This is a genomic window from Bradyrhizobium sp. CCGUVB23, from assembly GCF_024199885.1.
In the GTDB taxonomy this organism is placed as follows: domain Bacteria; phylum Pseudomonadota; class Alphaproteobacteria; order Rhizobiales; family Xanthobacteraceae; genus Bradyrhizobium.
The window spans coordinates 2,295,516-2,320,085 of record NZ_JANADQ010000001.1; the positions used below are offsets into that span (position 1 = coordinate 2,295,516).

The 24,570-nt window shown below is 58.4% G+C and carries 7 protein-coding genes and 5 pseudogenes; 4 read left to right on the plus strand and 8 right to left on the minus strand.

The genetic code is table 11. From position 1 onward, the window contains the following. Positions 1-71: 71 nt before the first annotated feature. Positions 72-635: pseudogene (locus NLN62_RS10615) on the plus strand (IS110 family transposase); the annotation flags it as partial. A gap of 40 nt (positions 636-675) precedes the next feature. On the opposite strand, the gene NLN62_RS10620 reads toward NLN62_RS10615, so the two are convergent. The 3 genes and pseudogenes from NLN62_RS10620 to NLN62_RS10630 all read right to left on the minus strand — a co-directional run bounded on the left by NLN62_RS10620 (position 676) and on the right by NLN62_RS10630 (position 4,932). Then, positions 676-1,842 (minus strand): M20 aminoacylase family protein, encoded by a 1,167-nt coding sequence (locus NLN62_RS10620; RefSeq protein ID WP_254108720.1) that lies wholly within the window; start codon positions 1,840-1,842, stop codon positions 676-678. Positions 1,843-2,397: 555 nt separating this feature from the next. Further along, positions 2,398-3,243 (minus strand): annotated as a pseudogene (locus NLN62_RS10625) (IS66 family transposase); the annotation flags it as partial. A 693-nt stretch (positions 3,244-3,936) separates the two neighbouring features. Next, positions 3,937-4,932, minus strand: a complete 996-nt coding sequence (locus NLN62_RS10630) for a RimK family alpha-L-glutamate ligase (protein ID WP_254108721.1) — start codon at positions 4,930-4,932, stop codon at positions 3,937-3,939. A gap of 766 nt (positions 4,933-5,698) precedes the next feature. Here NLN62_RS10630 and NLN62_RS10635 point away from each other — a divergent pair. The 3 genes and pseudogenes from NLN62_RS10635 to NLN62_RS10645 form a co-directional block, all read left to right on the plus strand. Next, positions 5,699-6,039: pseudogene (locus NLN62_RS10635) on the plus strand (hypothetical protein). Positions 6,040-6,146: 107 nt separating this feature from the next. Then, positions 6,147-7,451 (plus strand): IS701 family transposase, encoded by a 1,305-nt coding sequence (locus NLN62_RS10640; RefSeq protein WP_254108599.1) that lies wholly within the window; start codon positions 6,147-6,149, stop codon positions 7,449-7,451. Positions 7,452-7,856: 405 nt separating this feature from the next. After that, positions 7,857-8,218: pseudogene (locus tag NLN62_RS10645) on the plus strand (ATP-binding protein); the annotation flags it as partial. A 591-nt stretch (positions 8,219-8,809) separates the two neighbouring features. Here the strand turns inward: NLN62_RS10645 and NLN62_RS52940 are convergent. The 5 genes and pseudogenes from NLN62_RS52940 to xopAD form a co-directional block, all read right to left on the minus strand. Then, positions 8,810-10,042 (minus strand): Ulp1 family isopeptidase, encoded by a 1,233-nt coding sequence (locus NLN62_RS52940; RefSeq protein WP_256575903.1) that lies wholly within the window; start codon positions 10,040-10,042, stop codon positions 8,810-8,812. 256 nt (positions 10,043-10,298) lie between these two features. Then, positions 10,299-10,646: pseudogene (gene tnpB / locus NLN62_RS10655) on the minus strand (IS66 family insertion sequence element accessory protein TnpB); the annotation flags it as partial. After that, positions 10,643-11,065 carry a transposase gene (locus NLN62_RS52945; RefSeq protein WP_256575904.1) on the minus strand — a complete coding sequence of 141 codons (423 nt, stop codon included), beginning with the start codon at positions 11,063-11,065 and terminating at the stop codon, positions 10,643-10,645. The pseudogene tnpB and the gene NLN62_RS52945, both read right to left, overlap by 4 nt. A 414-nt stretch (positions 11,066-11,479) precedes the next feature. Beyond that, a complete protein-coding gene (locus NLN62_RS10665; protein ID WP_254108724.1) occupies positions 11,480-12,964 on the minus strand; it encodes a coproporphyrinogen-III oxidase family protein in 1,485 nt (494 codons plus the stop codon). 2,149 nt (positions 12,965-15,113) lie between these two features. After that, positions 15,114-22,859 carry a XopAD/skwp family type III secretion system effector gene (gene xopAD, locus NLN62_RS10670; protein WP_254108725.1) on the minus strand — a complete coding sequence of 2,582 codons (7,746 nt, stop codon included), beginning with the start codon at positions 22,857-22,859 and terminating at the stop codon, positions 15,114-15,116. Positions 22,860-24,570 lie beyond the last annotated feature (1,711 nt).

Sequence of the window (24,570 nt, forward strand, 5' to 3'; positions counted from 1 at the left end):
CTCGCCCTACACTGCGCGTCCGAGGGTTACTCGGGCGGACCGAGCCGATCCTCATCACTGCAGGACGAGCCATGGCAGATTATAGGGAAGCGTTTGTCGGAATCGATGTGGCCAATCTGAGAAATGCCGTCGCGATCGCTGATGCAGGCCGGGAAGGAGAGGTGCGCTTCTTACGGCGAGGCCGATGCCCACCAACATGCGCCGCGTCATAGTGCGGATCGACCAACCGATTTGACCACGTCCACTTCTATCACGGTGCCGGCCCGGCTGGCTATGGTCTTTATCGCCTGATCCGGGCCCTCGGCCATGAAATGCACGGTGGTGGCGCCATCGTTGATCCCAAGGAAGCTAGGCGATCGGGTGAAGAGAACCGCCGAGACGCCGTTCCTCTCGCGCGACTGCTACGGGCCGGTGAACTGACGGCGGTATGAGTTCCCAATGACGGCCACGAGGCGATGAGCGATCTCGTTCACGCCCGACCGGCAGCGGTTGAAGCGCTGCCGGTCCACCGGCAACAGGTGAGCGCGTTCATGCTCAAAAACGGCCGCATCTATCCCCGCAAGGGCTGGACAATGCGTTATCTGCGCTGGTTTCAGGAACAGACGTACGATCACCCGGCACATCAAATCGCGCTTCCATTGGCAGCTGCGGTCGTTTGCAAAGCTCTGCCGCCTTTTAGACGGCTAGCGCCGTCTCGACGAGGTTGGCCCAGTAGCCAATGCCATAAGGCAACGCTTCGTCGTTGAAATCATACTCCGGGTTGTGGAGGGAGGCGGTCGGACCATTACCAAGTAAAATGTAAGCACCCGGCCGTGCCTCAAGCATGTAGGCGAAATCCTCAGATCCCATCCTCGGCTTCATCTTGTCATCCACGGATTCAGATCCCACGAGGGTACGCGCGGCCTGAACTGCGAGATGAGTCCCCTCGGGATGATTGAAGGTGACAGGACAATCGCGCCGGTACTTGAACTCGACCCCCCCCCCAAATCCGCGCGCAACGCCCTGAGCTAACGCTAAGATCTGTTGCTCAGCGAAAGTTCGCAGCTCAGATGAGAAAGTCCTGACAGTACCGCCCATTTCTGCGGAGCCGGGAATGATGTTGTAAGCGGTGCCTGCGTTTAGCTTAGTGATGGAGATCACGAGCGCCTCAAGCGGGTTCGTGTTCCGCGAGACTAAAGTCTGCAACCCCACAACAATTTGTGCAGCAATGACGATTGGATCGATGGTCTGGCTCGGATTGGCCGCATGCCCCCCCTTGCCGGTCACAACGAGATCGAAGTCGTCAAGCGACGCCAGAGTTGGGCCGTGACCAATTGCGAATCTTCCGATCTCCAAGCCGGGAGAATTGTGCATGCCAAAAATCTGGGAGATACCGAAACGATCCATGACCCCTTCGTGGACCATCCTTTTGGCGCCCGATGGTAGCACTTCTTCCGCCGGTTGAAAGATTAGTGCAACGCAGCCCCTGAACTTGCGCCTTCTGGCAAGGTACTTCGCGGCGCCGAGGAGCATAGCTGTGTGGCCGTCATGGCCACAACCGTGCATCTTGCCGGGCGTCTCGGACGACCACGGCTTGTTCGATGCCTCGAGTATTGGCAGAGCGTCCATATCGGCCCTTAATCCGATCGTCGGACCGTCTCCGCCCTCACCGTGAATCAAAGCCACGATACCGGTTTCGGCTATCCCCGTTTCAATGTGATTGATGCCGAAGGAAGCTAGCTTCTCCATTACAAAGCTTGCAGTCGTGTGTAAGCGATAGTCTAGCTCGGGATGTCGGTGGAGATAACGACGCCACTCGGTCACCTCGCTGTGCAAATACCGAAAATTGTCAACGCTGAGCATTTTAAGATCTCTCTGAAACAGACCAAATCAAACGTGCGAGGCGCCGTGCCAAGTCACCAGCAACGACTGGCCGCGCGCTAGAAGAATGCACGGCCGGTGAATAGAATGGCCAGCCTGCAAATCGTCCCAGCGAGATCAAGCCCCGCATTTGAACTTTCCTCCTGTGCTTTCCGAAACGTGTAGCATAAAAGTGTAGCACTCCGGCACTCTCAACAAAAAAAGCAGCGAGGCTCCCGCGGGTACGACCGGTGCAGCGGCACCGCACGATTGAGACAGGAAGTCGACGCTTGGGCCCCACGTCCGGTGCATAAGGACAATTGCTTTCGGTGATCACCGCGCCCTACTTTAGGTCTCGCGCTAGCAATCGTAGTTCGAGAAACTCGAATCTTCGATGCAGATATTATTTCGTGCGCAACCTTAATCTAGTCAATTTAGCCTCTCTCGGCGCAGAACTCCTGCGTTTTGCGGCGAGGTCTGTAGAATTTGCGCGGCACGTCGTCGCCGGCATTCAAAACATCGCGGCGACGAGAATACGTAAGCGGCAAGCTGCGGCCGTCAGCCGGCGTGGTTCCGTGGCGTAAGCGCGTCGATTTGGCTGCTCGGCCAACCGTTGGCGATCCGCTCAAGCGTTAGGGTGAGCCAGGCGAGCGGATCGACGTGGTTCATCTGCGCTGTCTGCAGAGTGTGGCGACGTTCGCCCAGGTCCGTCCGCCGCCATCACTACCAGCGAGGAGAGTATTTTTTTCTCGTAATTGTTTGCGGCCTGATGGCCCGTTCGACGATGTTCGAACCGAGCTCGATGCGACCATCGGTCAGGAAGCGTTCGAAGATGGCACGGCGCAAGACGGCGTAGCGGATCGCCTCGGCCAGTTTTGATCTGCTGGAGATCCGCCGCAAGGTCTGCTCCCAGAGATCGAAGAGATCTGCGGCGACCGCCGCGGAGGCCTGCTAGCGCGCGGCAACGCATGCGTCGGGGTCATGACGACGCACAGTCTTCTCGACCTAGCAGAGCGTTGCCATCCGCTCGATTGTCGTCGTTGCCACTCTCGAGCTCCCTGCAACATGCAGCTCGTAGAACTTGCGCCTGCAGTGTGACCAGCAGCCAGCCAATGTGATGCCATCATTGCCGCGATCGGGGCGCGCCAATTTGTCATAGGCGGCATAGCCATCCACTTGCAGGATGCCCCGATAACCATGGAGATGTCGGACCGCGCATTCGCCGGAGCGGCTGTCTTCAAAGCGATAAGCCACCATCGGGGGACCACTGCGGCCAAAGGTTCGGTCATCTCGGGCATAGGCCCATAAGTAGGCCATCTTCGTCGATCCGGAGCCGGGAGCGAGCGTCGGCATGGTGGTTTCGTCGGCAAAGACCCGTTCGGCCTTCTTGACCTCGCTGAAGATGGAGAATACGAGCGCTCCTCACGTTGTTAAACTGATCATGGCGCGTCTGGCGGGCGCCTGCAAGCGTGATAGTAGGATTACAGTGTTAAGGGGATGACGCTGGCTTGCATCATCTGAGCGGGACTGCTAGGCAATGTGGAATCTAAGGGTTCCCTTTTTAGAGCAAATCAGAGCGACTGGCTGTGCCGCGAACACCAGCTTAAGGTCGGCCGCAGCGCCATCACCGAAGCACCGATAGCACTGTTGAAAACGTCGCCAGCTCAGGCCGGCTCGCCCCATGTGAGTTCCCTGTTCACATCGATCTTGATTCCCTGCCGATCTCGCCAGAGGACGCCCTGATCTCCCAAGGTTTTGTCTGAGCCGACGAAAACAACGCTCGGACTAGCGAAAACATCGCTCGGACTAGCCCGCGGCACTGTTCTCGGAGACAGTTTGGATCGGCACGCTCGGCGCCTCGCAGGCCACCACGGCAACCTGACGACACATCGTGAGCAGCCCGCCGGGCAACGCCATTACGTGCACCACCTTAAAGATGTCCGCACCCTCAAACCCCTCAGCCAGAGGGCCAACCTTCTTCTCGCCTAGGGATCACCTTTTCTGCCTACCATCAAGTATGGTAGTCGCCCACCGATCAGTTCATGCCAGGCCGTATCACTGCGAACCACACGATGATTAGGTGTGGCCAATGCTTACTCAAGAAGGATACTTCTTAAAGTGAGCAATGATTAGCTCAGCAACCTGATCCGAATGATCAACCCCACTTACTAATTTTGCGTCGTATAGCCCTCCCGGGTCCGCAATATTAATTTCAAGTATGTAGGGATACGCCATATCAATCCCGATAAAATTGATCCCATGTGCCATCAGCTTTTTACCGATCAACTCGGCAAGTTCGATTTCACTGGAATGTAAATCGACTTCAATCAGCTTTCCTCCTTGCGTTAAATTCGACCTGTGATCGTCTGGATGCAGTTGCCGACCATGCCAGGCAACAGCCTTTCCGCAAGCCACGACGACGCGCTTTTCGCCTTGGGCTACTTCCGGGATGAACTGCTGAAGAACAGCATACTCAGCCTTGAAGCCGCCTATACCATAGTCGAATACGTGTCGCGCGGCGGTGTTTCCGGTAAGGCATTGGAGGATTGCGCGAACATTTGGTCCGTTTGGATGAAGTAAGAAGACATTTTGCCCGCAAAAGGCATTTGGCGGCTTGGCAACCCACGACTGATCTGGGTTCTTCCGATAGCGTTGCCAGAGCAACGAGAAGTCATTCGATGTATATGAAAAAGGCCTGTTCTCTTTTGGCACGACGTAGCCCAATGCATGTTTTGTGTTTAGAAACGTCATGCCTTCAATGCTATTGACGAAAGGCGTGTGTTGGGATGCTAACCACAGCATTTGCCAGATATCGCGGGCCACGCAATCCTGGGGCTGTCTCATGACCCAGATCAGCTGGCATTCATCAAAAAAATATGCGCCTCGATCCCCTTGTGCCGCAGAACCGGGATCGTACAGCTGGCCGTTTCTCGGTACCAGCACTCCTCGTGTGAAATAGCGATAGTCATCTGCCGAAATAGCATTGATCTCGCCGAAGATTACTTCGCAGCCGGAACGACGGAAGGCGTTACCGAGAGGTGCATCATTCTCACCTAAGCAATTGAGGCTGTTTGTGAGTATGAGCAATCTCATCACGTTCTCCTAGCCAGATAAAGCAAACACGGACGGAACTAGCTGTGCAATCCAGGGTATCGATGACGTCGAGAAGGCTGTCTGCCGTGCATGATGTAGACAAGCCCATTTCGGAAATCACCTCGAAACGAATTTCGGAGCCATTCGCGACCATCTGCTTTGTTGCTGTGACAATCGAGATTCTGCCTTCCGGTATTACTCGGTCTTGCTGCATCCCAAAGCAACCGCCGTGCCAGCGCGGTCCTCACTCGGTAAGCTACTCAATTGCGCGTTGAAAGATCTGGATTTGGCCAAGGAAGTCATGTGTTTTGAATCTGACGGGATTTGTGTCGTTGGCGGAAGCCCGACAAGAAACGCAGGCCTCGAGCTGGTAGAATCCGCTTGCAACGGGTCATTTTCCGGCGGGTGGAACGGAAGTTGCTAATTCTGCACGCTACTTTGTGTGGCCCAATTTCCAAGAGAGAGTGACGATGCAGATCCTGCTCGAAACATCGAAGGCGTGGACCACCGATGGGCGTTTGTCATTCGGGCAGACGAGATTGCCCACGCAGCCTGCAATTCAGGCTGCGCCATGAAGTCGAAAGCCGACAGCTGGCGAGGCAGGAGGAGGCCCAAGCTAGCTAACGGTAATGCCGCTATATGAGGGCCCCTTCTGAAGGAAGAGCGGACCGGTGCTGCTCCATGAATAAGCGGCACAATCATAGACATTCGCATCGGAAATAGTCAGCGACAGGTGGCTGCCCAAGCTGATCGCGGAGGCTGAATGATGGCCAGGGTGCCGGCTTCGCCAAGGTCTTTGCCGGCCGCTGGCGCATCGTCGAGATGGACAAGTGGGACAGCGAGTCCCGCGATCTTGACGAAGAGACGCCTCTCACCTTCAATGGCAAGTCCGTCGGTGAAATCGCCTTCGGTGCGCTGAACGGCTTTCTCGACGTCCGCTACGGCCCCGTGACGGTACAGCCTGCGCGGAGTTCTCATGCGAAGGGCACGACGAGAATGACCCCATCTGCGGTGCGGATGGGTTATGACCGGCAAGCAGAAAGGCTCGTCGGCCACTCCTACATACACAATGGCGACGATTCAGGCTTCGTTTGCCAACGCGGCTGAGTTCTTCAACAGCCTGCTAGTCTTACTGAGTCAGAGTGTCGCGGCGTTTACCGAGAAGAATCATGTATTTGAGAAGACTCATCTTTTCAGCATGCGGAGAGGCTGAGATGGGTCTGGCAAAATCGGGGGACGTCGCGTCGCGGTTTTCGGCGTATGTTGAGGGTCTTACGAGCGTGATCGGACACGCAGACCGAGCCAAACCGCTTCGCGATTACTGCACCGGTCTGATGATGCCTTGCGATCGCAAGAGTGTCGAGCCGATGGCGGCCATCACGGCTCCTGAGCGGACAGCAGCGCAGCACCAGTCGTTGTTGCATTTTGTCGGTCAAGGCGACTGGTCGGACCAGCAAGTGTTGGCCAAAGTCCGTGAGTTAGTGCTGCCGAGCATCGAACGCCACGGAGAGATCGAAGCTTGGATCATCGATGATACGGGCTTTCCTAAGAAGGGGCGGCATTCGGTCGGGGTTGCACGGCAATATTGCGGCCAACTGGGCAAGCAAGACAATTGTCAGGTCGCCGTGACCCTTTCGATTGCCAACCATCACGCGAGCCTGCCGGTGGCGTATCGCCTTTATCTACCAAAGGAATGGGCGACCGACCGTCCGCGTCGGCGCAAAGCCGGTGTGCCCAACGAGATCACCTTCAAAACCAAGCCGGCCATCGCGCTTGAGCAATTGCGCTGGGCCTGTGCAGGGGGCTTGCCGCGTGGCGTAGTGCTGATGGACGCCGGCTATGGTACTGATACTGATCTGCGTACGAACATCACAGATCTCGGCTTGAACTATGTGGCCGGCATCCAGCCACAAACGTCCGTATGGCGCCCTGGCACTGGGCCGCGGGCGCCGAAGAAGTGGTCGGGGAGCGGACGACCTCCGAAGTTGCTGCGACGTGATGGCAAGTATCAACCGATCTCAGTTAAGAAGCTTGCGATTGGTCTGCCAATGGATGCTTGGCGCAAGATCACGTGGCGTGAGGGGACGGCAGAACGCTTATCCTCGCGCTTTGCCCGTGTGCGCATCCGTGCGGCACATCGAGATTACTGGCTCGCCGAAAGCCGGCCGGAGGAATGGCTGCTGATCGAATGGCCGGAGGGCGAGGAAGCACCCACCAAATATTGGTTCTCGACGCTTCCGGCGAACATTGAATTCCGTCAGCTGGTCGACACCGCCAAGCTGCGCTGGCGCATTGAGCGCGACTACTACGAACTCAAACAGGAGATCGGCCTTGGCCACTTCGAGGGGCGAGGCTGGCGCGGCTTCCACCATCACGCAACGCTGTGCATCGCGGCCTACGGATTCCTGGTCTCCGAGCGGGAGACGATTCCCCCCTCAGCAACAGGTTCCGCCGGGCTTTTCAAAGAAATTACAATTCCCGAAACTTATCGCCCGAGGGGGGCCGCCATTGCGGCCTGAACGGCACGTTCCAAATTCGATCGCGACCGTTCGGCGAGGATTGAGCGTCGCTCTCGCGTCCACACTATCTCGATGCCCCTGTTGCATCAGGGCAGTCTCACGTCAAAGTAGCTATCGAAATTTGTGACGCAGTAAGACTAGGTATCTGGAATGCAAGTTCGTCCCATAGTCGAGCTGGCACTTGCTGGCGAGCCTGAAGCTGACTGCTATCTGCGATCATAGGCTATTTGACGGGGCCGGCCGACAAGAGCCGAGCCTCCGCGAGACCCTGGTGTTGTGCCCGCAAGAACGAGCGGCGCATCGAGATGCCCTCAAACTTGCGCGCTTCCCGTTCGTTCGCGATCTCTCCGGCTTCGAGTTCTCGGCCCAGCCGCTCCCAAGCAGGTACGCTAGCTTGCCGGCGCGCGCTGGATTGTCAATGGCGAGAATCTCCCGCCGCTTAGGCCGTCTGGCGTTGGCAAGATGCACCTTGCAGTCGCGCTGGGGCGTGAATCGATCCTGGCTGGGCATTCCGTGCGGTTCGTCGAGCCAACACACTCGTTGCGCAGCTTGCTGCCAAGCCAAAGTTCTTGATCGACGAGCGCAGATATCTGCCCTTTCAGCCCAATGCCGCGCATCTGTTCTTCCAGCTCGTTAGCCGCCATTATAAGCAAGGCCCGATCCTGCTTAGCAGTAACCGCAACATCGGCGAGCGGGACGTGTCTTCAGTGACCCGCCGTCGCCAACGTGATCCTGTCTGCTGCACCACACCCACGTCATCACCGTGACCGTGGCACGAATTTCTGCGGCAGCACGCCGTTCCACTGATGCGACCGCCGCCAACCGCCATAACAAAGTTGAATCATGAGGCGACACCTATCAGTCTACCTGATCCTTCTCGCCTGCCTCGCATCGCCCATGGGGCCAAGTCTATCGTCCTTCTGCGAGCCGGACTCTAACTCCATCTGGAGGAAATACGCAGCGGCAGGTCAAGTGAATGATGCGGTCGGGGACGACCTGGTCCTCGTGGCCCGAATCGCGGCGCTGACCGCTAATCATGGGATGGACGAAGCTTTTTGCGAGCTCACGTCACGCTTATGCCGACGCGGAAGCCGCGCGATCCTCATTCACTCGTGAAGGAGCATGTTTGAACGCGATGGAAGCCCTCTCGGTGCGTGAGCCACTGCCCGGGAAACCTCGATCCAGCGCGGGGCGGGATCGTACGCGAGCCGATCCATATCGTTCATGTCCCCGTAGCCGGTCAGTCGTCCGAACGCGGATCGGTGAAGCCGCACGATCAGCGGCTGGCGACTGCCGGTCTTGGTGCCGGCACGAGCCGCTCCATCAGCCTGAGCGTCATCGAGCTCGGCGTCGCAACGCTAAGGTGCACGAGCGCTGAGTCGATCTTGCAATGCCTTCCGACGGACGACGAGGTTGTCGAGGTGCAACAGCAGCTCATCATCAGGTCGCTGTCTCTGCGCCAATCGTCCAACCAGCGCCCGCGTGGCCTCGAGCACAAAGACGCCGCAATCATAATTGTTCTGCTGCTGAGCTATGCGCGCTGGCTGTAGTCTGGCACCTAACCTTCCTGAGAGATGTTCTGCAATGGAGCTGTTAGATCCTCCGAAGGAGTCGTAGTGATAGGCAATCATCCCTTCCGGTGCGCGGCGATCAATGAGCAGCAGCGACCAATGGGTGCCGCGGCGGGCGGGGTCCGCAGCGCTGGCATTGCTCACTGGCAGAAACAGGAAGTCGGCTGTATCATTCTCGTGCTCGTCTTCGACGACCGCCTGGAGGGCTGTCAGAAGTTCGATCTCGCACTCGGTCCAGCGCAGCAGGTGGGCCATGGCAGGCCGCACGAACCGCGTCCGCGCGGCCAGATCCGGATTGTCGGTCTGCCATTCTTGCTCCAGGAGCATGTAATCCGCCGTGATATGCTGGTCACCCAGCCATTCCGTGTTGCTGAGCTTCAGCCGACGCTGCGGCGGGATGCCAGATCCGGACGCCCGTCTATCCGGTTGGCCCAGACGTACGGTCGACTTTTTGCGACGACTCCCCTCGAAGGCTTTGCCAAGCCCTAACTTAAGACACCACCACCGTCCGAAGCATTTGCCATCCGACGTCCGTGTCGCAGACCTCTCCGCCCCGGTCGATGACGATGTCTTTTCTGCATTTTTCGGGAAGCCTTCGATGGACGCCCCTACGGGTTCGTGAGATCGAAGTCCGTGTCCAGGAATGAGCGTAACGCGAAGTCCACGCGGATTGTTTAGAGTCGCCTCCTTTGTCCCTTGCCCAAGCTTCGTCGTGTAAGGCCGACCATGGATGTAAAAATGTGTCTGCGGCCGGAGCGGTGTCGCCGGCAAGACGCCCTTTCTGTGGAGTGAACCGATCAGGGCATCGGGCGCCGATTGGCAACCATGATCCCATCCCAAGCCGACGATATGTGTGAAGTCTTCCACTGGCACGGTAGCCTGTATGTCGACCGCGGGGTGCGATACTTGGAATGGCAGTTCCAAGCGGCTCGAAGCGCCCCTTGACCCGGGAGGCGAAGGTCGCTCAGGATCGCCGAAGGCCACGGATGGCTCTGCACTAACCGACCGCGATGGTGACATTGGCAACGTCCTCGTAAAGGTCCCGTCGCGGGATTGGCTGAAGTTGAAGGGACATAGTCTCCGCTCGCGCGCCGAAGATCAAGCTCTTCAACGTGACGATCTCTGCGCGCAGATCGTCGTTCTTCGCCTTCGAACGCAAGCACCATCTCGGCGAGAGCCGCAGGGTCAGAGGGGAGATCTTCAGGGCGAAGCGCCATATCGCAGAGCTACACGAACACACTCGCAATCGCCAGCAAAACAAGACGATCGAGGCAACTTTCGTCGGCCGCTTCGTCACCTTCGGGACCACACGCGACCACTCCGCAAGACCTTCGATCAGCATCGCCAGTTGCGCCTCCGTCACCAGCATCGTACCCTCGCGAACAGGTGGCCACGCGAAGCTCCCATCCTCGAGCTACTTCGTCGCTAGAACTATTCCCGAGCCGTCAAAAACGAGAAGCTTCAAACGATCCGATCGCTTCGATCGGAAGACATAAACGTCGCCGCTGTCGGGCTTGCCGCTCAACCCCTCCGCCACCAGCGTGACCAGGCCATGAACTCCTTTGCGAAAGTCAATCGGCTGCGTCGCGACGAACACACGGACCATTGGACCGAACGAGATCATCGCATCGACCTCACCGCCGCCAGCACGCGCTCCAGCGTCGCGGCGTCGACGCCGACGGGCACGCGCACCGTCGCGCCCGCGATCACCACCTCGATCCGCTCGGCCGGACCCGTCAGAACGTGAGGCTTGCCGATCGCGTTCGCCCGCGCCTCGACTGCGTCCTCGAGCCTGACCTGTACGAACTGCGGCGCTTCGCTCGACGCAAGCCGCGCATTGCGCCGCCACACACCGAGCAGTCCCCGGTTGACCCCATTGCGCCGCGCCACCTCGGAAATGCTCGTCTCCGGATCGGCGCTCTCGGCCACGATCCGCGCCTTCTCCGCATCGCTCCAACTGCGTCGTCGCCTCTCCCCTGTAATCACTTCGATCCGCTGATAGGAGTCGGCATCATGCCTGTCTTGATGCCTGTCTTGATCCATTGAAATGAGCGTCCCTCGCGTTGTCTGTCCCCGCGCGAGACTCACTCATCCCGTCATCGTATACCAGGTGGAGCCGTCGTACCGTTTACAGTCTACCGAAGAGAAGATATTGACACTTTCTCCCGAAACGCGACTTGAGCAGCGCCTGCGATGCACGCGCGATGGGCGCGATCGGCCGCGAGCACCAGGGCTTTTGCCGGATGAATTCGTCGCCTATGCGTTCGCGGATCCGTCATTCGCGGCCATGCCATAGCCACCGACGGAGCCGCGTTGCGAAGCAACGGCGCGTGATACCACGTCGCGTATCGTCCCCAAACGAGCGACGACGGCCTCAAAATTCGGTCATTCAGCTACGCGCTCGGGGCGCCGGTGCCTAGGTCAGCACTAGTTAGTACCTTAAAGACCACAGCATGCTCACCGGCCTTGGTTAAAAACGGTTTGCATTTCGGCGGTTGCCCCGTATCGGGCGGCCGGCGAGTAGTCGTGCTTCTCGATAAGATCACTTCGTTTGTCTAAGATCTTGCTGTCAGTGCGTGCGGCTCGCTCGAGCACATGGTTGGAGAAAAATTGCAGCGATACCGCGCCCGAATTGATGATGCCGGCAGTGGTTAGCGAGAGCACGCCTTCATTTGAAATGCTGATGAGCCCCGCTTCATTTAGTCTCTTAAGCTCGCGACGAAAGTATTGCTCCATGGACACGCCAAATTCCCTCTCGAAACGAAAGAGCGACACTCCGCTACTTCGCAACGCCAGCATCACCGTTCTGCGCATCAGATCGTCTTGCGACAGGACGACGCCCTTCCACACTGGTTTCTCGCCACGCTCGACCCTAAGCAAGTAGCGACCTAAATCTGCCTCGTTGTAGAACTGGCACTGACTCACGTAGCCAAATCCGCCAACGCCAAACGGGATCAGATTATTGTCGTTCCATGAATCGTATTTGCGGCACTGCTGAATGGAGTGCGGCTGCGACTTCTTGGTCCAGAAGAAGATCGGACCATGGCGATAGCCAAGTCTCGTGAGGATGTGCTCCGCCATGAAATGCATGATGATGCGCTCCTTCGCCCCGGCGAATTGATATCGCCCTCTGCTCAAATGGCGAGCTATGGGGTCCGTCGATTTGAACAACAATGGAAATATGTTGAATTTCTCCACTCCCATATTCAATAGACCGATGAGCGAGTCGTACCAGCTCCGCAGCGTTTGCTGCGGCAATCCATAGATGAGGTCCAGCGATAGATTCTGAACCCCCATCTTATTCAGCAATTTGACGAGCTTACTAACCTCACCCACACCGTGGCCGCGGTTCAAGATACGCAAGATGTCTTGATCAAGACTTTGAACGCCCAGCACGAAGCGGTTTACGCCATTACTAAGCAGAGTGGATATGCGATCTGCGGCATCCACCTGCTTTGCAAGAGAGGGATGCAATTCGAAGCTGACTTCGCACTTCGATAGATCAAAGCGCTGCTTGATCATGTCGAATAGCGTTTTGAGTTGTGGGTTTGTCAGCATTGACGGGGTGCCGCCGCCAAAGAACGCTGTCTCGATAGTTCTGCCGGCAAGCGCCGTGTCCGACCAACTCATCTCTTTATCGAGAGCCGCCAGGTAACGTTCCACTCGCCCGGGACGTGGATTGATTTCCTTGGCGAAATGACAAAAGGTGCAATACTGATTGCAGAAGGGGATGTGAAAGTAGAGATCGATCGACGAGGTAATCTCGCTCAACAGCCTTTCGGCATTCAGCTCACCCATTGCTTTGAGAGGTGGATAGGTACCGACAAGGTAATCATTGTAGGTGTCAAGGTGTAGTTTTCGAGCCCTCAGCATGTCGAGGTTGATGTCGTACGAGCGGTCGATCGCGAACTCTAGAGCCTCGCAATAGCTTGGCGCACGCATATTTTTTGTCTCCTTTAGCTATCGTACGAGGCAGGTCGCGCCGACACACAGGCGTCAGAGGAGCGACCTTCGGTTCAGCGTCGATACAGGCACGGTGAAATTCGCGCGAGCACTCAGCGGCTGCCTCGGCTCCGTGCAGATCATATCCTGCGTTGCTATCCACTGCGCGACACCGACAGTCATAATTCGGCGCGGATAGCGGCAGCGACACCAGCATGCCGCAGCGAACCTCCAGCGGGACCGCACTCACGGGGGCAGCGTCCATCGCATTGATTTGGACCAGTCGAGCACGCTCATTTCAAATCCTGGACAGTGAGAGCAGCACATGTTGCTCATTCTTCTCCGTGTCCAGCAATTGGCATGCCATCAAAAACGTCCTACGAGGCTTGCGTGGAGTAGAACGAAAAACTATCGGCCTCGCACCGCATCGGCATAGACTTGCGCGCTACGTTCGATTCTGGACATCAGCGTCTAGAGCCGAACACGACTGAAACACGACAGCTGGGACATATCGCGTGATGACGGTCTCTCTCAAGCGCGGACTCGGACAACCGCCCCGCGACTGTGCCCAGAACGGCGAGGTTACGACGACCTGAGTGTTCCTCCTGTCGACCGAGTTTCTTTCGCTCCCCTCTATGTCAGGCAGGCGACGTTGCGCTTCATCCGGGATCAACTGATGGAATACCAACGGAGCCCGCGTGTTGACACCCATCTGGCGCTGGCGGGCATGCCGAGCAGGTGCGTGCGCAGTGCATGAGCACCTCGAGCCGCCTCACGGCGATCACGCTCATGATGCGGCGTCAGCAAAGAGGATTTGCAGGAAGACTCGTGTGGATTGGCTGCGCTTGATGCAGGTGAACTCGTATCGTGCAAGGAGCAGCAACGGCTCCAGCTCTGCTGACTTCACATATTCGCAATCTGCACAAGGCTGGTCCCAAGGCCACGACAGCGGAGAACTTTTTCCGAGGTGCTCAGAACGTAGAAGAACTGTTCACCCGGAAGACCGAGAATAGAACACACACCATTCCACACCAAACGAACTTTCGCTTCCGCTTGTCTAAATGATTATGCCGCGTCGAAGAGAGCGCGTGGATGGTTTCAAAGTTTTCATAGCTACTGACATTCTCTTTCGACCAGAGCAAGGATACGCTACCATTGAACCGCAAGGTTCTATGCAGCCCATGTCTCTTCTTGGCTTTACACGCTTTGATCGAATGCCTGACGCTAGCGAAAAATGTGCTCGGCGACCGGCACGATCTGCAACTCCCGACGAGCATGACAGCCTCCGAGACCCTTTCGTATTGGACTGCAAGGCTCGCGCTTGTCCGGCTATTCCTAGGGTCGAAAAGCGCAATTTTGAGGTAACCGTCGCGCGCGATGTCGAAGAATGGAGCGTGGATCAAGCGCGTTCGACGCGCCAGTCTCGTTGCCTCATTCGGCCCATGGCGGTTCGAATGATGAAGCGGCGGTTCGGCCGCGATGACCTCACCTTGGTCCGACGGACAGACGAAAGGAGCAGATCACCCACCTCGCGCACGTCAGGCAGGCAAATGTACAGCCCCGGCAAAATCGATCTGATCCAAGAAAGGTTAATTGGCGCAGAAGCGAGGGGAGCTGCTCCAAGTTTGCGCCAGAGCAAAATATTGCCGCCCCAAGCTTTAGGGGGGTCGGCGTCCAAAATTTGGAAGCTGATCGCCACCCCGGTAAGGTAAGCTAAAGCGCGATGAGTTGGGATGAATCGTCATCGTGCTTTAGCTTGATGTTTGGGCATGATCTCCGCGCAAACGCGTTTGCGCGTTTGTCGCGAGGGAAAACCGCTCCACACTTTGCGCTAACGCGGCCCTTCGGGTCCGGACCATACTTTAGCCGGCAGCGAAGTCGTCAGGGCGGAAGAAAGGTCCGTCGATGACGAACCGACGGCATCTTAAAGACCGCCGGGGTACGGCCGGCGGCGGATCAACTCCTGCGGCGACCCTCCGATCGACTTGTTGCTCGCCGGCCTGCCAACGACTTGGAAAGAGGGCGCATCCTGGCCGTCGTATCGGCAGATCCTCAAATCGAAAAGCGAGGGGACCCGCCTTGACCGGCTCGTTCGGGCGAGCCTGCCATCCTCGTGTCGGCGAGAGCTGTTCGAGCCAACTTCATCAGCCTAAGCCGTATCAGCTCCAAGTCGGTCCTGGAGCGCCGGCCGATTGGCGACGAGGTGGTCAAGGTGCAGCGGCTCGCGCCCTGGCCGCTCTCCTTGCGCCAATCGTCTAACCAGCGCCCGCGTGGCGTCCACAACAAAGACGCCGCAATCATAGCCGTTCTGCTGCCGGGTTATGCGAGCGACCTGCAGACGGACGCCGAGTCTTGCTGCGAGTTGTTCTGCAACTGGGGTGTTGTGTGCCCCGGCGGAGTCGTAGTGGTACGCAAGCGCTCCCTCCGGCGTGTGGCGATCCACGAACAACAGCGACCAATGCGTGCCTTCGTCATCAGCATGACCATCGCTCACTGGCACGAGCAGGAACCTGGCGGTGTCGTTACCATCCCGATCATGTACGATCCGCTGGAAAGTTTCCAGCCAGCCGCTCGGGCTCGGGGTCAAGCGCAGCAGATGGGCTTGGGCCGGCTGAACGAACCGCATCTCGGCCGCCAGACCCGGATCGTCCCCCCGCAACTGCTCGTTAAGGAGCGCGTAGTCGGCCGCGATATGCTCGTCACCCAGCCATTCCGTGGCGCCAGGCACCAGGCTGGCGTGGAGCGAGGCTGTCGGATCCAAGGAAGCGACCTGGGCATCGGATGTTTTGCGCGGAAAAACCCGCGGATAATGAACATCATCAGGCATCATCTGCTCTGTCGACGGCAAATCAACCACGGACCCAACGCTTCCGTAGACGTTTGACCGCGGAGCGCTCGCAGGTGATGGTGCCGCGGGTCCCGGCCTCTCCTCCTTGAGCCGAACCGATGCTTCCGCGCTCGGAGGGTTTGACGCTGTGGGAAGCCCCTGAAACGAGCTGGCCAACGAGGCTTCTTCCCCGGCGCCGCCACAGAGATAGCCGTGCAGCGCCGTCACACACGCATCCGCGTTCTTGTTGTCGTTCCTCTTATGGGGCGGAACGACCGTGATATCTGCTTGGCGATACTGCGGAATTCGCTCCTTGACGATTTCCTCGAAGAGCTCCTTCTTGATGGCCACCTTGTTCGCGCTCCCCTCGCCCGAGGTCTCCTCCGCCTCGTCGATCCGCAACAACGGCCGGCTGGTGTCATTTGCAAGGCGCTTCCAAATCTCGCCGCGGTCGGTATCGAGCCAGATCGAGACCGCTTTATCCAGGATGAGGCGCCGCGTTTCCTCACGCTCGAACGAGCCACCGCCGGTTGCAAGGATCAAGTTCCCTTTGTCGACCAACTGCGCGATCAAGCTCGCCTCGCGGTTCCTGAACCACTGCTTGCCTTTGTCTTTGGCGGCGAAAATTTGCGTAATCGCCATACCGGTCTCCCTTTCAATTTTCTTGTCGGTGTCGACGAAGGCGAGCCCTAGTCGTCGTGCGAGAGCAGGCCCAATGCGGGACTTTCCGGCGGCTGGTAGTCCGACAAGCACAACCGGCCGCGAGCCCAGAACAGAGACAACCTCTTTTGCGATCAGTGATCGCTCGGGCATTCTTGACCGTTCGGCAGCTCGCGGGCCAAAGATGGCGCCGGCAGCTGATCGGGCGTCGAGTTCGTTTCCCCAGTGGGAAATCTCTCTGGCGCCCTCCGGGATCGGCACGCCCTTACAGACCTCCCGCGCGCGCTGGGCGAGTTGTTGCGTAGCCTCGTCGAGAGCATCTCCACTCGCTCGCAGCCGCAGCCTGCCTCGCTCCTTGTAGGTATCGTGATTGGCAATCTTGGCTTCAAAGCTCTGTGGCGTATGGAACTCTACCTCAAAGCGATAGCCGTCCGGCGTGGTCAGTACTGTGGTGACACCGAGGAAGGTTGGATCTCGCATCCTGAACCAATTCCTAGTGCTGACCTCGGCGTAGCCCCGCTCATCGAACGCCAACATGGCCTTCTTGAAACCATTTGTGAAATCTTTGCCAGGGATTTCGAAGAGATGACGAACGGCGTTGCTGATCAGCTGGGTGTTGCCGTCAGACTTGATGATCGCTCCCGTCAGTTGGTCTGTCATTGATCCCTTTGATCTCAAGCAGCGATTTAAACGAGGCATGCTCACCTCGATATCGGCCCGCCTGAGTATCTCGGCGACCCGAAGGGTCGCCGTGGTGATGTCGTTCTCCTCTTCTACGGCCCTGGCAGACTCCGCCCCGGCGCGGTCGGCAGCCTCCGCGCTGGTCAAAATCATCGCCATAGCGGAATCATCCGTGGGGAGCTGTCGAGCGGAGGACTTAGGGAGGATGTGTTTGTCGGCAGCGAGCTTGATTGAGGCTTCCATGACTGAAGCCGCTAGCGTCGGATTGTCCTTCAGATCGTCCAGGGACGTATCGACATCGAACCTGCCATGCATGAGCGTGGCAGCTACGCCTTTGATATAGGGCACGGCTTTCAGGCCCGGCGTCTTGTGCAGGAGGCGCTGAAGGTGTTGGCCTTTTTTAAGGAAAAGTCGGGCACTAGTATCGGATTTATAGGCGTCGGTCCCGACCTTGTTGCCAAGGCTCAGGAGGTTGATTGTGCTTTGTACGACGTCGTCCGGCTCGTAACCATCCGGTCGTGGATCGATGCGCGCAGGATATTGATCGAGTAAGGCCTGGACGCGGTCTCGCGGGTGAGCGGAGGTCCGATAGGCGTCCGCCAAGTCCGGAAAAAGCTCGCAAGCCGTTTGGCTCAGCCCAGGGTCGAGATCGGAGGCGCTTTCTGTTTCGACCGGGACCGGCGCATCCGCGCTCGAAGCCCACGCCTCTAAGTCGGCCACGAGCAATTCGGTGACCTCGCGAGCGATTGGGTGCTCTGCGACGTCGATCTCGCGCATCGCCCTTTCGAGCGTCGCCTGAATATCCTGCCCGCTTGTCTCCTCCCGGTTCAATAAGTCACGGATCTCTTGCCTGAACTCGTGGTCAACGCCCTCGTAGATGCCAAAGATGGCCCGTTCCGCAAACCAGCGCCGGGCTTGATCGGATTGAGCCAGAAAGTTTCTCTGCAGAGTGCTATAAGTTTCCAAGGTGTCCTGCGTGGCTGCCAGGATCTGGTTGCCACGACTGAATTGGTACCTGCCGTCCTCGATCGCGGGGGTATGCGACTTTGGCGGCTTGAGCGAGCGGACTCCGCGAGCCTGCTCCTCGGCATCAAACTGCCGGACATGCTCATAAAGCTGCGGCCGGTCCCCGATAATAATGACGGTGTCCCCATCGAAGTCGCCGTCGAGCTTTTTCTGTTCATCGGGCGGGACGGCAACCAGGGACCCGGGAGCGAAGACCTCGGTGGCTTGGAGCATGCCGACACAATCGAGTGAGGTGTCCGCCGTCACACGGTCCTTGCGCTCGGTCCAGCTCGAATGGGATTTCACGTCCTCAGCCGACATCACCAGCCCACGATCTCGATAGTTGGCCGGCCACGCCTCATCAGGCACCACGATCAGAATGCCTTTTGCGAAAAAGGTCGGATCGTCGGCCGCCAGTTGAGCACCTGACTTCTCGGCAACATTAAAGCTGTATTGAAACGCCACGCATTTATCGAGGAACGCCGCTGTGGAATCACCTTCAGATGCCGTCTTTACGCGTTCGGTTGTGAACGGGCGCAGGTTTGCCTTATCATATGGCGAGCGGCCGATCAGCACGCCAGCCGCCCCAGCCAACGTATCGCTCTTGAGCTTGGGCACGTGCAGATGGCCATCATCGGAGGGCACGGCGATCGCGCCGGGCGCTTCGATGTGTCCGGCCGTCACGGTCCGATACAGCTGTTCCGAACTCAGCGGCTCCCCTTTTCTTCTCTCAAGCCAGCTCCTGGTTTTCTCGCTTACTTCCTGCGCCACTTGCTCGCTGCGCGAATAAAATTGCAGCGCCGCGGCGGGCAGCGACGCCTTCCTTTCCTCACCGTAGGCAAGTAGCCGATCAGGACCTTCCTGCTGACCACCTCGGCGAACAGCCAACATGCGCTCGGCTAACGAGGCTCTGATGAAGCCGCAGCCATCGTGCGGGCGCAAAGCGATCGGCCCGTCTGGTCCAATCAGCTTAAAGGGATGTTCCTCGCCGGCAGGGCGGTCCGGCAGCAGCGACAACTTAAAGGCACCTTCCAGGGCGTAGTCATGAGGGCCAAGATCTTTGATAACAGGTGGCGCGGCAAACCCCCTGCGCTGAGTATAATAATATGCTTCCTTAAACGGGGCCCAGGCGCGCGATAGCTGCTCGAACGCCGTGCCCGGTGCGGTGTCGGCATACGGAATCGCCAACAGCTTCCCGCCGGAAGCCGCGGGTCTTTGCTCGCCCGGAGCGACGGCAGCAATCTGCGACAGGGTTGGTTTCGGTGCCTTTAACTTACTTCCGCCGAACAGGTCCATCCGGTAGGGCACATCATCGACACAGAACACGCGCCTCAACATGAAGGGGCTCGGCTTTTTCGGTAGTTGCACCGCGACGACCGGTAACGCTCCCGAGGTCAAGCGATGAAACATCGAGTATCGCGTCTCGGGTGCCGTAGGCAGTCGGCGCCCCTGCATGTCCACGACCGGCAACTGCATCAGTCCTGCCTTGCCCTGCGGCGGTCTAGGCTCGTGATCCATGGTTCGTAACACCTGGTGCGCATCGAAGACGGACGAGGGATGTTGAGTTTGGATCGCGCCCTCATCGAGCGACATGAATGAGTCGAGCGCATCAACCACATCGTCCGCCTCGATCTGCGCGATCAGATTCCAGCTCATGTTGGAAAGATCGCCTTCGATCAGGGCTCGTGTGTCCGCCAGGATCTTCTTGGTCACATGCTCCAGCTGTTGCCGACGCATCGCCAAATCAGACTTGTTGCCCTCGACATACGGCCGACGGTACAAAGTCTCTAGGACCTTACGCGCCTTGAGCACCTGAAAAATCGAGAGTGCGGGACGGCGGGCCGAAAACGAACTCTGGGTCCGCCGCTCGGCTTTGCTTGCCGCCAGATATGCCGCTATTTTCTGCTCCAATACCGGTTGCAGATCGTTGAGCAGGTTGAGAGCTTGCCTCCGGTGCCACTGCATCGACTTCTGCGGGCTGCGCGCCAGCGGCAGCAGAGCGATACAAATATTGCCCATGGATTCGAGGTTGTTCTCGCGGGCAAAGCCCGAGGCATGAAGCAATTCCTCGAGTCTAGTCAAGCCTGTCGGTGCGAGCAGACCGAGTTCGTCAAAAAGCCGGGCCTTTCCAATCGCCTTGAACATGTTGGTTATGCTCAAGACATCGGCCTGCTCGAGCCGATCATTTGCATAGTGCAAGTAATGAACCAGCTGCTGCAGCCGGTCTTTGAGCAAAGTGGCGTCAGCAATCTCTCCACCTTCCTCCGCCCTCATGAAACTTCGGCCCACAGCATTGGCGATCATGCTGAGCTGAGGCGTGTTAAACACAGCGAACCGCTCACCTCCCCGACCAAGGTCCCGCGCAAGGTGTACCATCACCTGGGTGCACGAAATCTCTCCACGCCATTTGATGAAGCTGTTCATCAAGTCAGCCTGTTGCTGCGGAGTAAAATCGCGGAGGCGGCGGCGGCTGAGGATCTCCCGAGCGATCGCGGCGGCGGCTTCGGAGCAGTCTTCGTCTGCAGGCCACTTGCCAAAGCCGTTCAGCAGGTTCGCCAGCCCCTGGCTATCAGAACCGGATAGCCTGTTGCGGTCGCATAGCTCGCGGGCGATCGCGGCTGTTGCGCGGCGACAGCTCTCATCAGTCGGCCACTTGCAAAAGCCGTTCACGAGGTTCGCAGACTGCTGGCGGGTAAAGGCCGAAAGCCGATCGGAGCGGCTGAGCACCTCACCGGCGATTGCGATCGTGGCTTGAAGCACAAGCGTCTGGTCTGGCCATTTGCTGAAAGCGTTCGCCAGGTTCGAAAGCGACTGCTCGGTGAAGCCAGTGAGGCGACTGTCACGATCGGCACGACCAAGGGTCTCTCGGGCGACTGCGCCTATGCCTTCGCCGCAGGCCGGCTCTGCCTGCCACTTGCTGAAACCGTTTGCCAGACTGGCCAGTTCCTGCGGCGTACAATGAGAAAGGCGGCCAGGAAGCCTGAGGATCTCGTCGGCAATCGCGACGGTTGCCTGACGACAGCCCTTCTCATGCGGCCACTTGCTGAAACCATTCGCCGCCACAGCGAGGTCTTGTGCAGGATAGTCAGAAAGTCCGTCGGTTCGGCGGGCGAGCTCAAGAACCTCAGAGGCTATGACCACGGTGCCCGCACGACAGGTCGGATCTTCCGGCCATTTGCTGAAACCGTTTACCAGGACGGTCTGGCCCTGCGGGGTAAGACCACGCAGTCGCCCGCCCAGGACCGCTCCGGCGATTGCCGCTGTCGCCGCGCGACAGTCCGCTTCCTCGGGCCGCTTGCTGAAACCGCTCACGAGGTTCACCAACGCCTGTGGCGTGAAATGGCCGAGCCCACGGCGGAGGACCTCCCCGGCGATTGCCACGATGGCCGCGCGACAGTTCTCCTCGTCCGGCCATTTGCTGAAGCCGTTTGCAAGGAGGGACAGGTTCTGATGAGTAAACGCAGAGATGTCCCGGCGGCAGATCTCACCGGCAATTGCGACGGCCGCTCGCCGGGTAGGCCGCTCGTCCGGCCACTTGTCGAAGCCGTTCACCAGGTTCGCCAGGCCCTGCGGCTCAAAATTACCCAGCCGGCGCCCGGCAACCTCCCTGGCGATGGCGATCGTCGCGAGCTTACAGCTCGTTCGGTCCGGCCACTTGCAGAACGCATTCGCCAGGTTCGTAAGTGCCTGCGGATTGAAATCGGAAAGGTGTGCGCGACCAGACACCTCATCGGCAATCACGACGCTCGCCCGGCAGCACTTCGCCTCGTCGGGCCACTTGCAGAAGGCGTTTGCCAGGTTGGACAGTTGCTGCTGAGTGGCATGGGAGAGCCCCGCACCGCGTGCGCGGCGAGAGACTTCGCTCGCAATCGCGACCGTGGCTTGCCGACACTCCGCCCGTTCCGGCCACTTGCTAAGTCCGTTCGCGAGCAACGAGAGACTCTGTTCGTTCAGCTCCTGAAGCGCTTCATGATCATCGCGAAAGAACTCGGCGATCCTGATTGTTCCATTGCGGCACCTACTCGATTGTGTGTGCCGCCCGAATGAAGTCGCAAAAAGGGAAAACGCCTTGAGGTCGACTTTCCTCATGAGGGAGTCATCAAGTCCTGACAGTCGCGCTGCCATGGCCTTGCAAGCGTCTATACCCGCTTGACCTCCGGCCTCCCGGCTCACTGCATTGCAGGTCGTAGCGTAGCCCCACGATTGCTGGTAGCGGAGGTTGTCTTCCCATAGCGGGACGAATTCAGTCTTGAAAAGAGTCGCGGCCTTTTGCAGAAAAGCTGCCAGCCCAGGCATCTTCAACTGCTTGGGATTATTCTGTTGTGTATGGACGACCACGGTTCGAGAGAATTGATTGAAGTCATGCGCGCGACAAGCCCGATCAATGGTCTCGATCGCTGCGCGAACTTTTCCACTCTCGAGCTCTGCACGTCCATACCGTTCCGAAGTCGCGGCATGCGGGCGGTGCTCAGCCAGCTCGTCGAAGCGGCGCTTACCTGCCCTGGAGGGAAGCAGCGAGGCCGATTGCGCGTGCGGCGCAAGTGTGCCCGTTCGCGAGCTTTCGGTGGCTCCGTTATCTCGCCGATCCGCAAGGCGAGAATGGGTTAAGCCGCCTTCCGGTTCTTGCGCGTTGCGATAAGTGGTATGACGCCAATCGTGGACGCTATGACCTCCTTTATCGCCGGCACGATGCGTTCCCCATTCCGCGTCCCGTCCCGACACGCCTCGGCGCAGTTGCAGCGCACCTGTTTGCGAGCTTTCCGGCCGCAGATCGGCGTCGAAGGGATCGACACCGGAACGAGAGGAGCTTGGCTTCCGAGTTTGGGCGCCACGCTTGTGTCCCGCGGACCGCTCGCGCCCGCCATTGGCTGCGTACGGCGCACCCGCTCCGGTTCTGTGTGCGTCAACGCTAGGATCGGCAAGGGTATCGCAACGATCATCACCAGGCACGGACGGGGTGCGTGTTGAGGGAGCATCTGCATCTTGAGGCTCAGAGTGCATCCGCGCAAGCACAGCTCCGAACCTTCCGCTAGCTCCATCGCCGCGCCGAGACGCGAATTGAGATTCATCATCCCGAGCGGTTAAGCCCGTTTCGAAGTCCGAAATCCGTGCGTTTCTACGTCTGGTGACGTCTCTCATGCCGTGTCTCCCAAGAGGATGCGAATGCGCGAGCGATAATGCTTATCGCCCTAGCTGCGTGCTGGGCCGATCCGTCGTGGCGGCTGCTAGGAGCGCAGGAGCACCAAATGACGATGCTAACGCTGCTGCGCACACAACGGATGGCTGGATAAGGGTGTTTCGAGCAACAGAAGCGAGCACCGTCGTTCATCGCCAAGGGTGCATCTGTCGCAAGGACAGATACATTTGCTCGCCCGCTTCGATGTTCGAGGTAAGCTGGATTCGACGCTCATTGCCGCCCGACAGCGCGACTAGCTCTGCCGGGCTTGCAGCATTCCGTGAAGTTGATTTTTGGTGTCAGCTGATGAACGTCGAACGACGGATCAGAACTTCTCACTCAATGATCTCGGCTCGAACAATTTCGCGCGAAAGACCCTGCTGAGTTTGGAGATGCCCGCCAATACCCTCCACGACGACGCGTTGGAGCATATCGGTTGGAGGGCCATAGGCTGGAGAATTCTCACTGCAAAATGGATGATCCTAGCTGTCTATTGAAGGCGGCACAGAGCTAAAGGGGCGAGCTGACGAGAAGCTGACGAATTCGCTGCGGACACTCACGGCTAGCGGCCCAAGCGCTGGCTCCTCGGGCCATGGCATCAGAACGACCGGTCTGTCGGCAAGACCCAGCCGAAAGCAAGACCAAGCCGAAAGGAAGTCTATCAAGCAGTTTGTTGCCACTGAGCGACGTGTCCAGCCACATGACCGCTTCTGAAATCCTCCTTTATGCGATTGAACGATCGCCCCCGCATCAATGCGCGGCGCTGGAGGACATGCTTTCGTGACGAAAGCTCATGTACAAGCCACTCGGCTGAACCATGCCATGTTATTGCAGACGCGAAAAAACGACAAAGTCTTTGGCTGTCCTCTCAAACCCGACCTTGTCAAGAAGGCCACTTGGTTCGTCGTCGCAGGTCAAGCGTCCCGTGAACGAGATCACTGATTGCGCAGCCGCGGACCGACGACGGCCAAAAGATTCACCGCAGCAAGACGCATCGGACGAGGAGGCGAAATCTACGTCTTCAGGTAAGCTTGCCACCCCGGGCAGAAGACATTGCGTGCTTGACGAGCACCCTCTTCCCATCGAGAGGCGATGGAACCACGATGCTCATAGCCAGGAAAATTGCTCGGTTCGGACAAGACGCCTTTCGGAGCAGCTGCGCTTTCTCAAATTCCAATATCGTCACCCCATCTGGAGGCATGTGCGCTTGATATAGCCAAGCTACGAGCGCTCATAGGGGCTTGAATCGGACGGAGC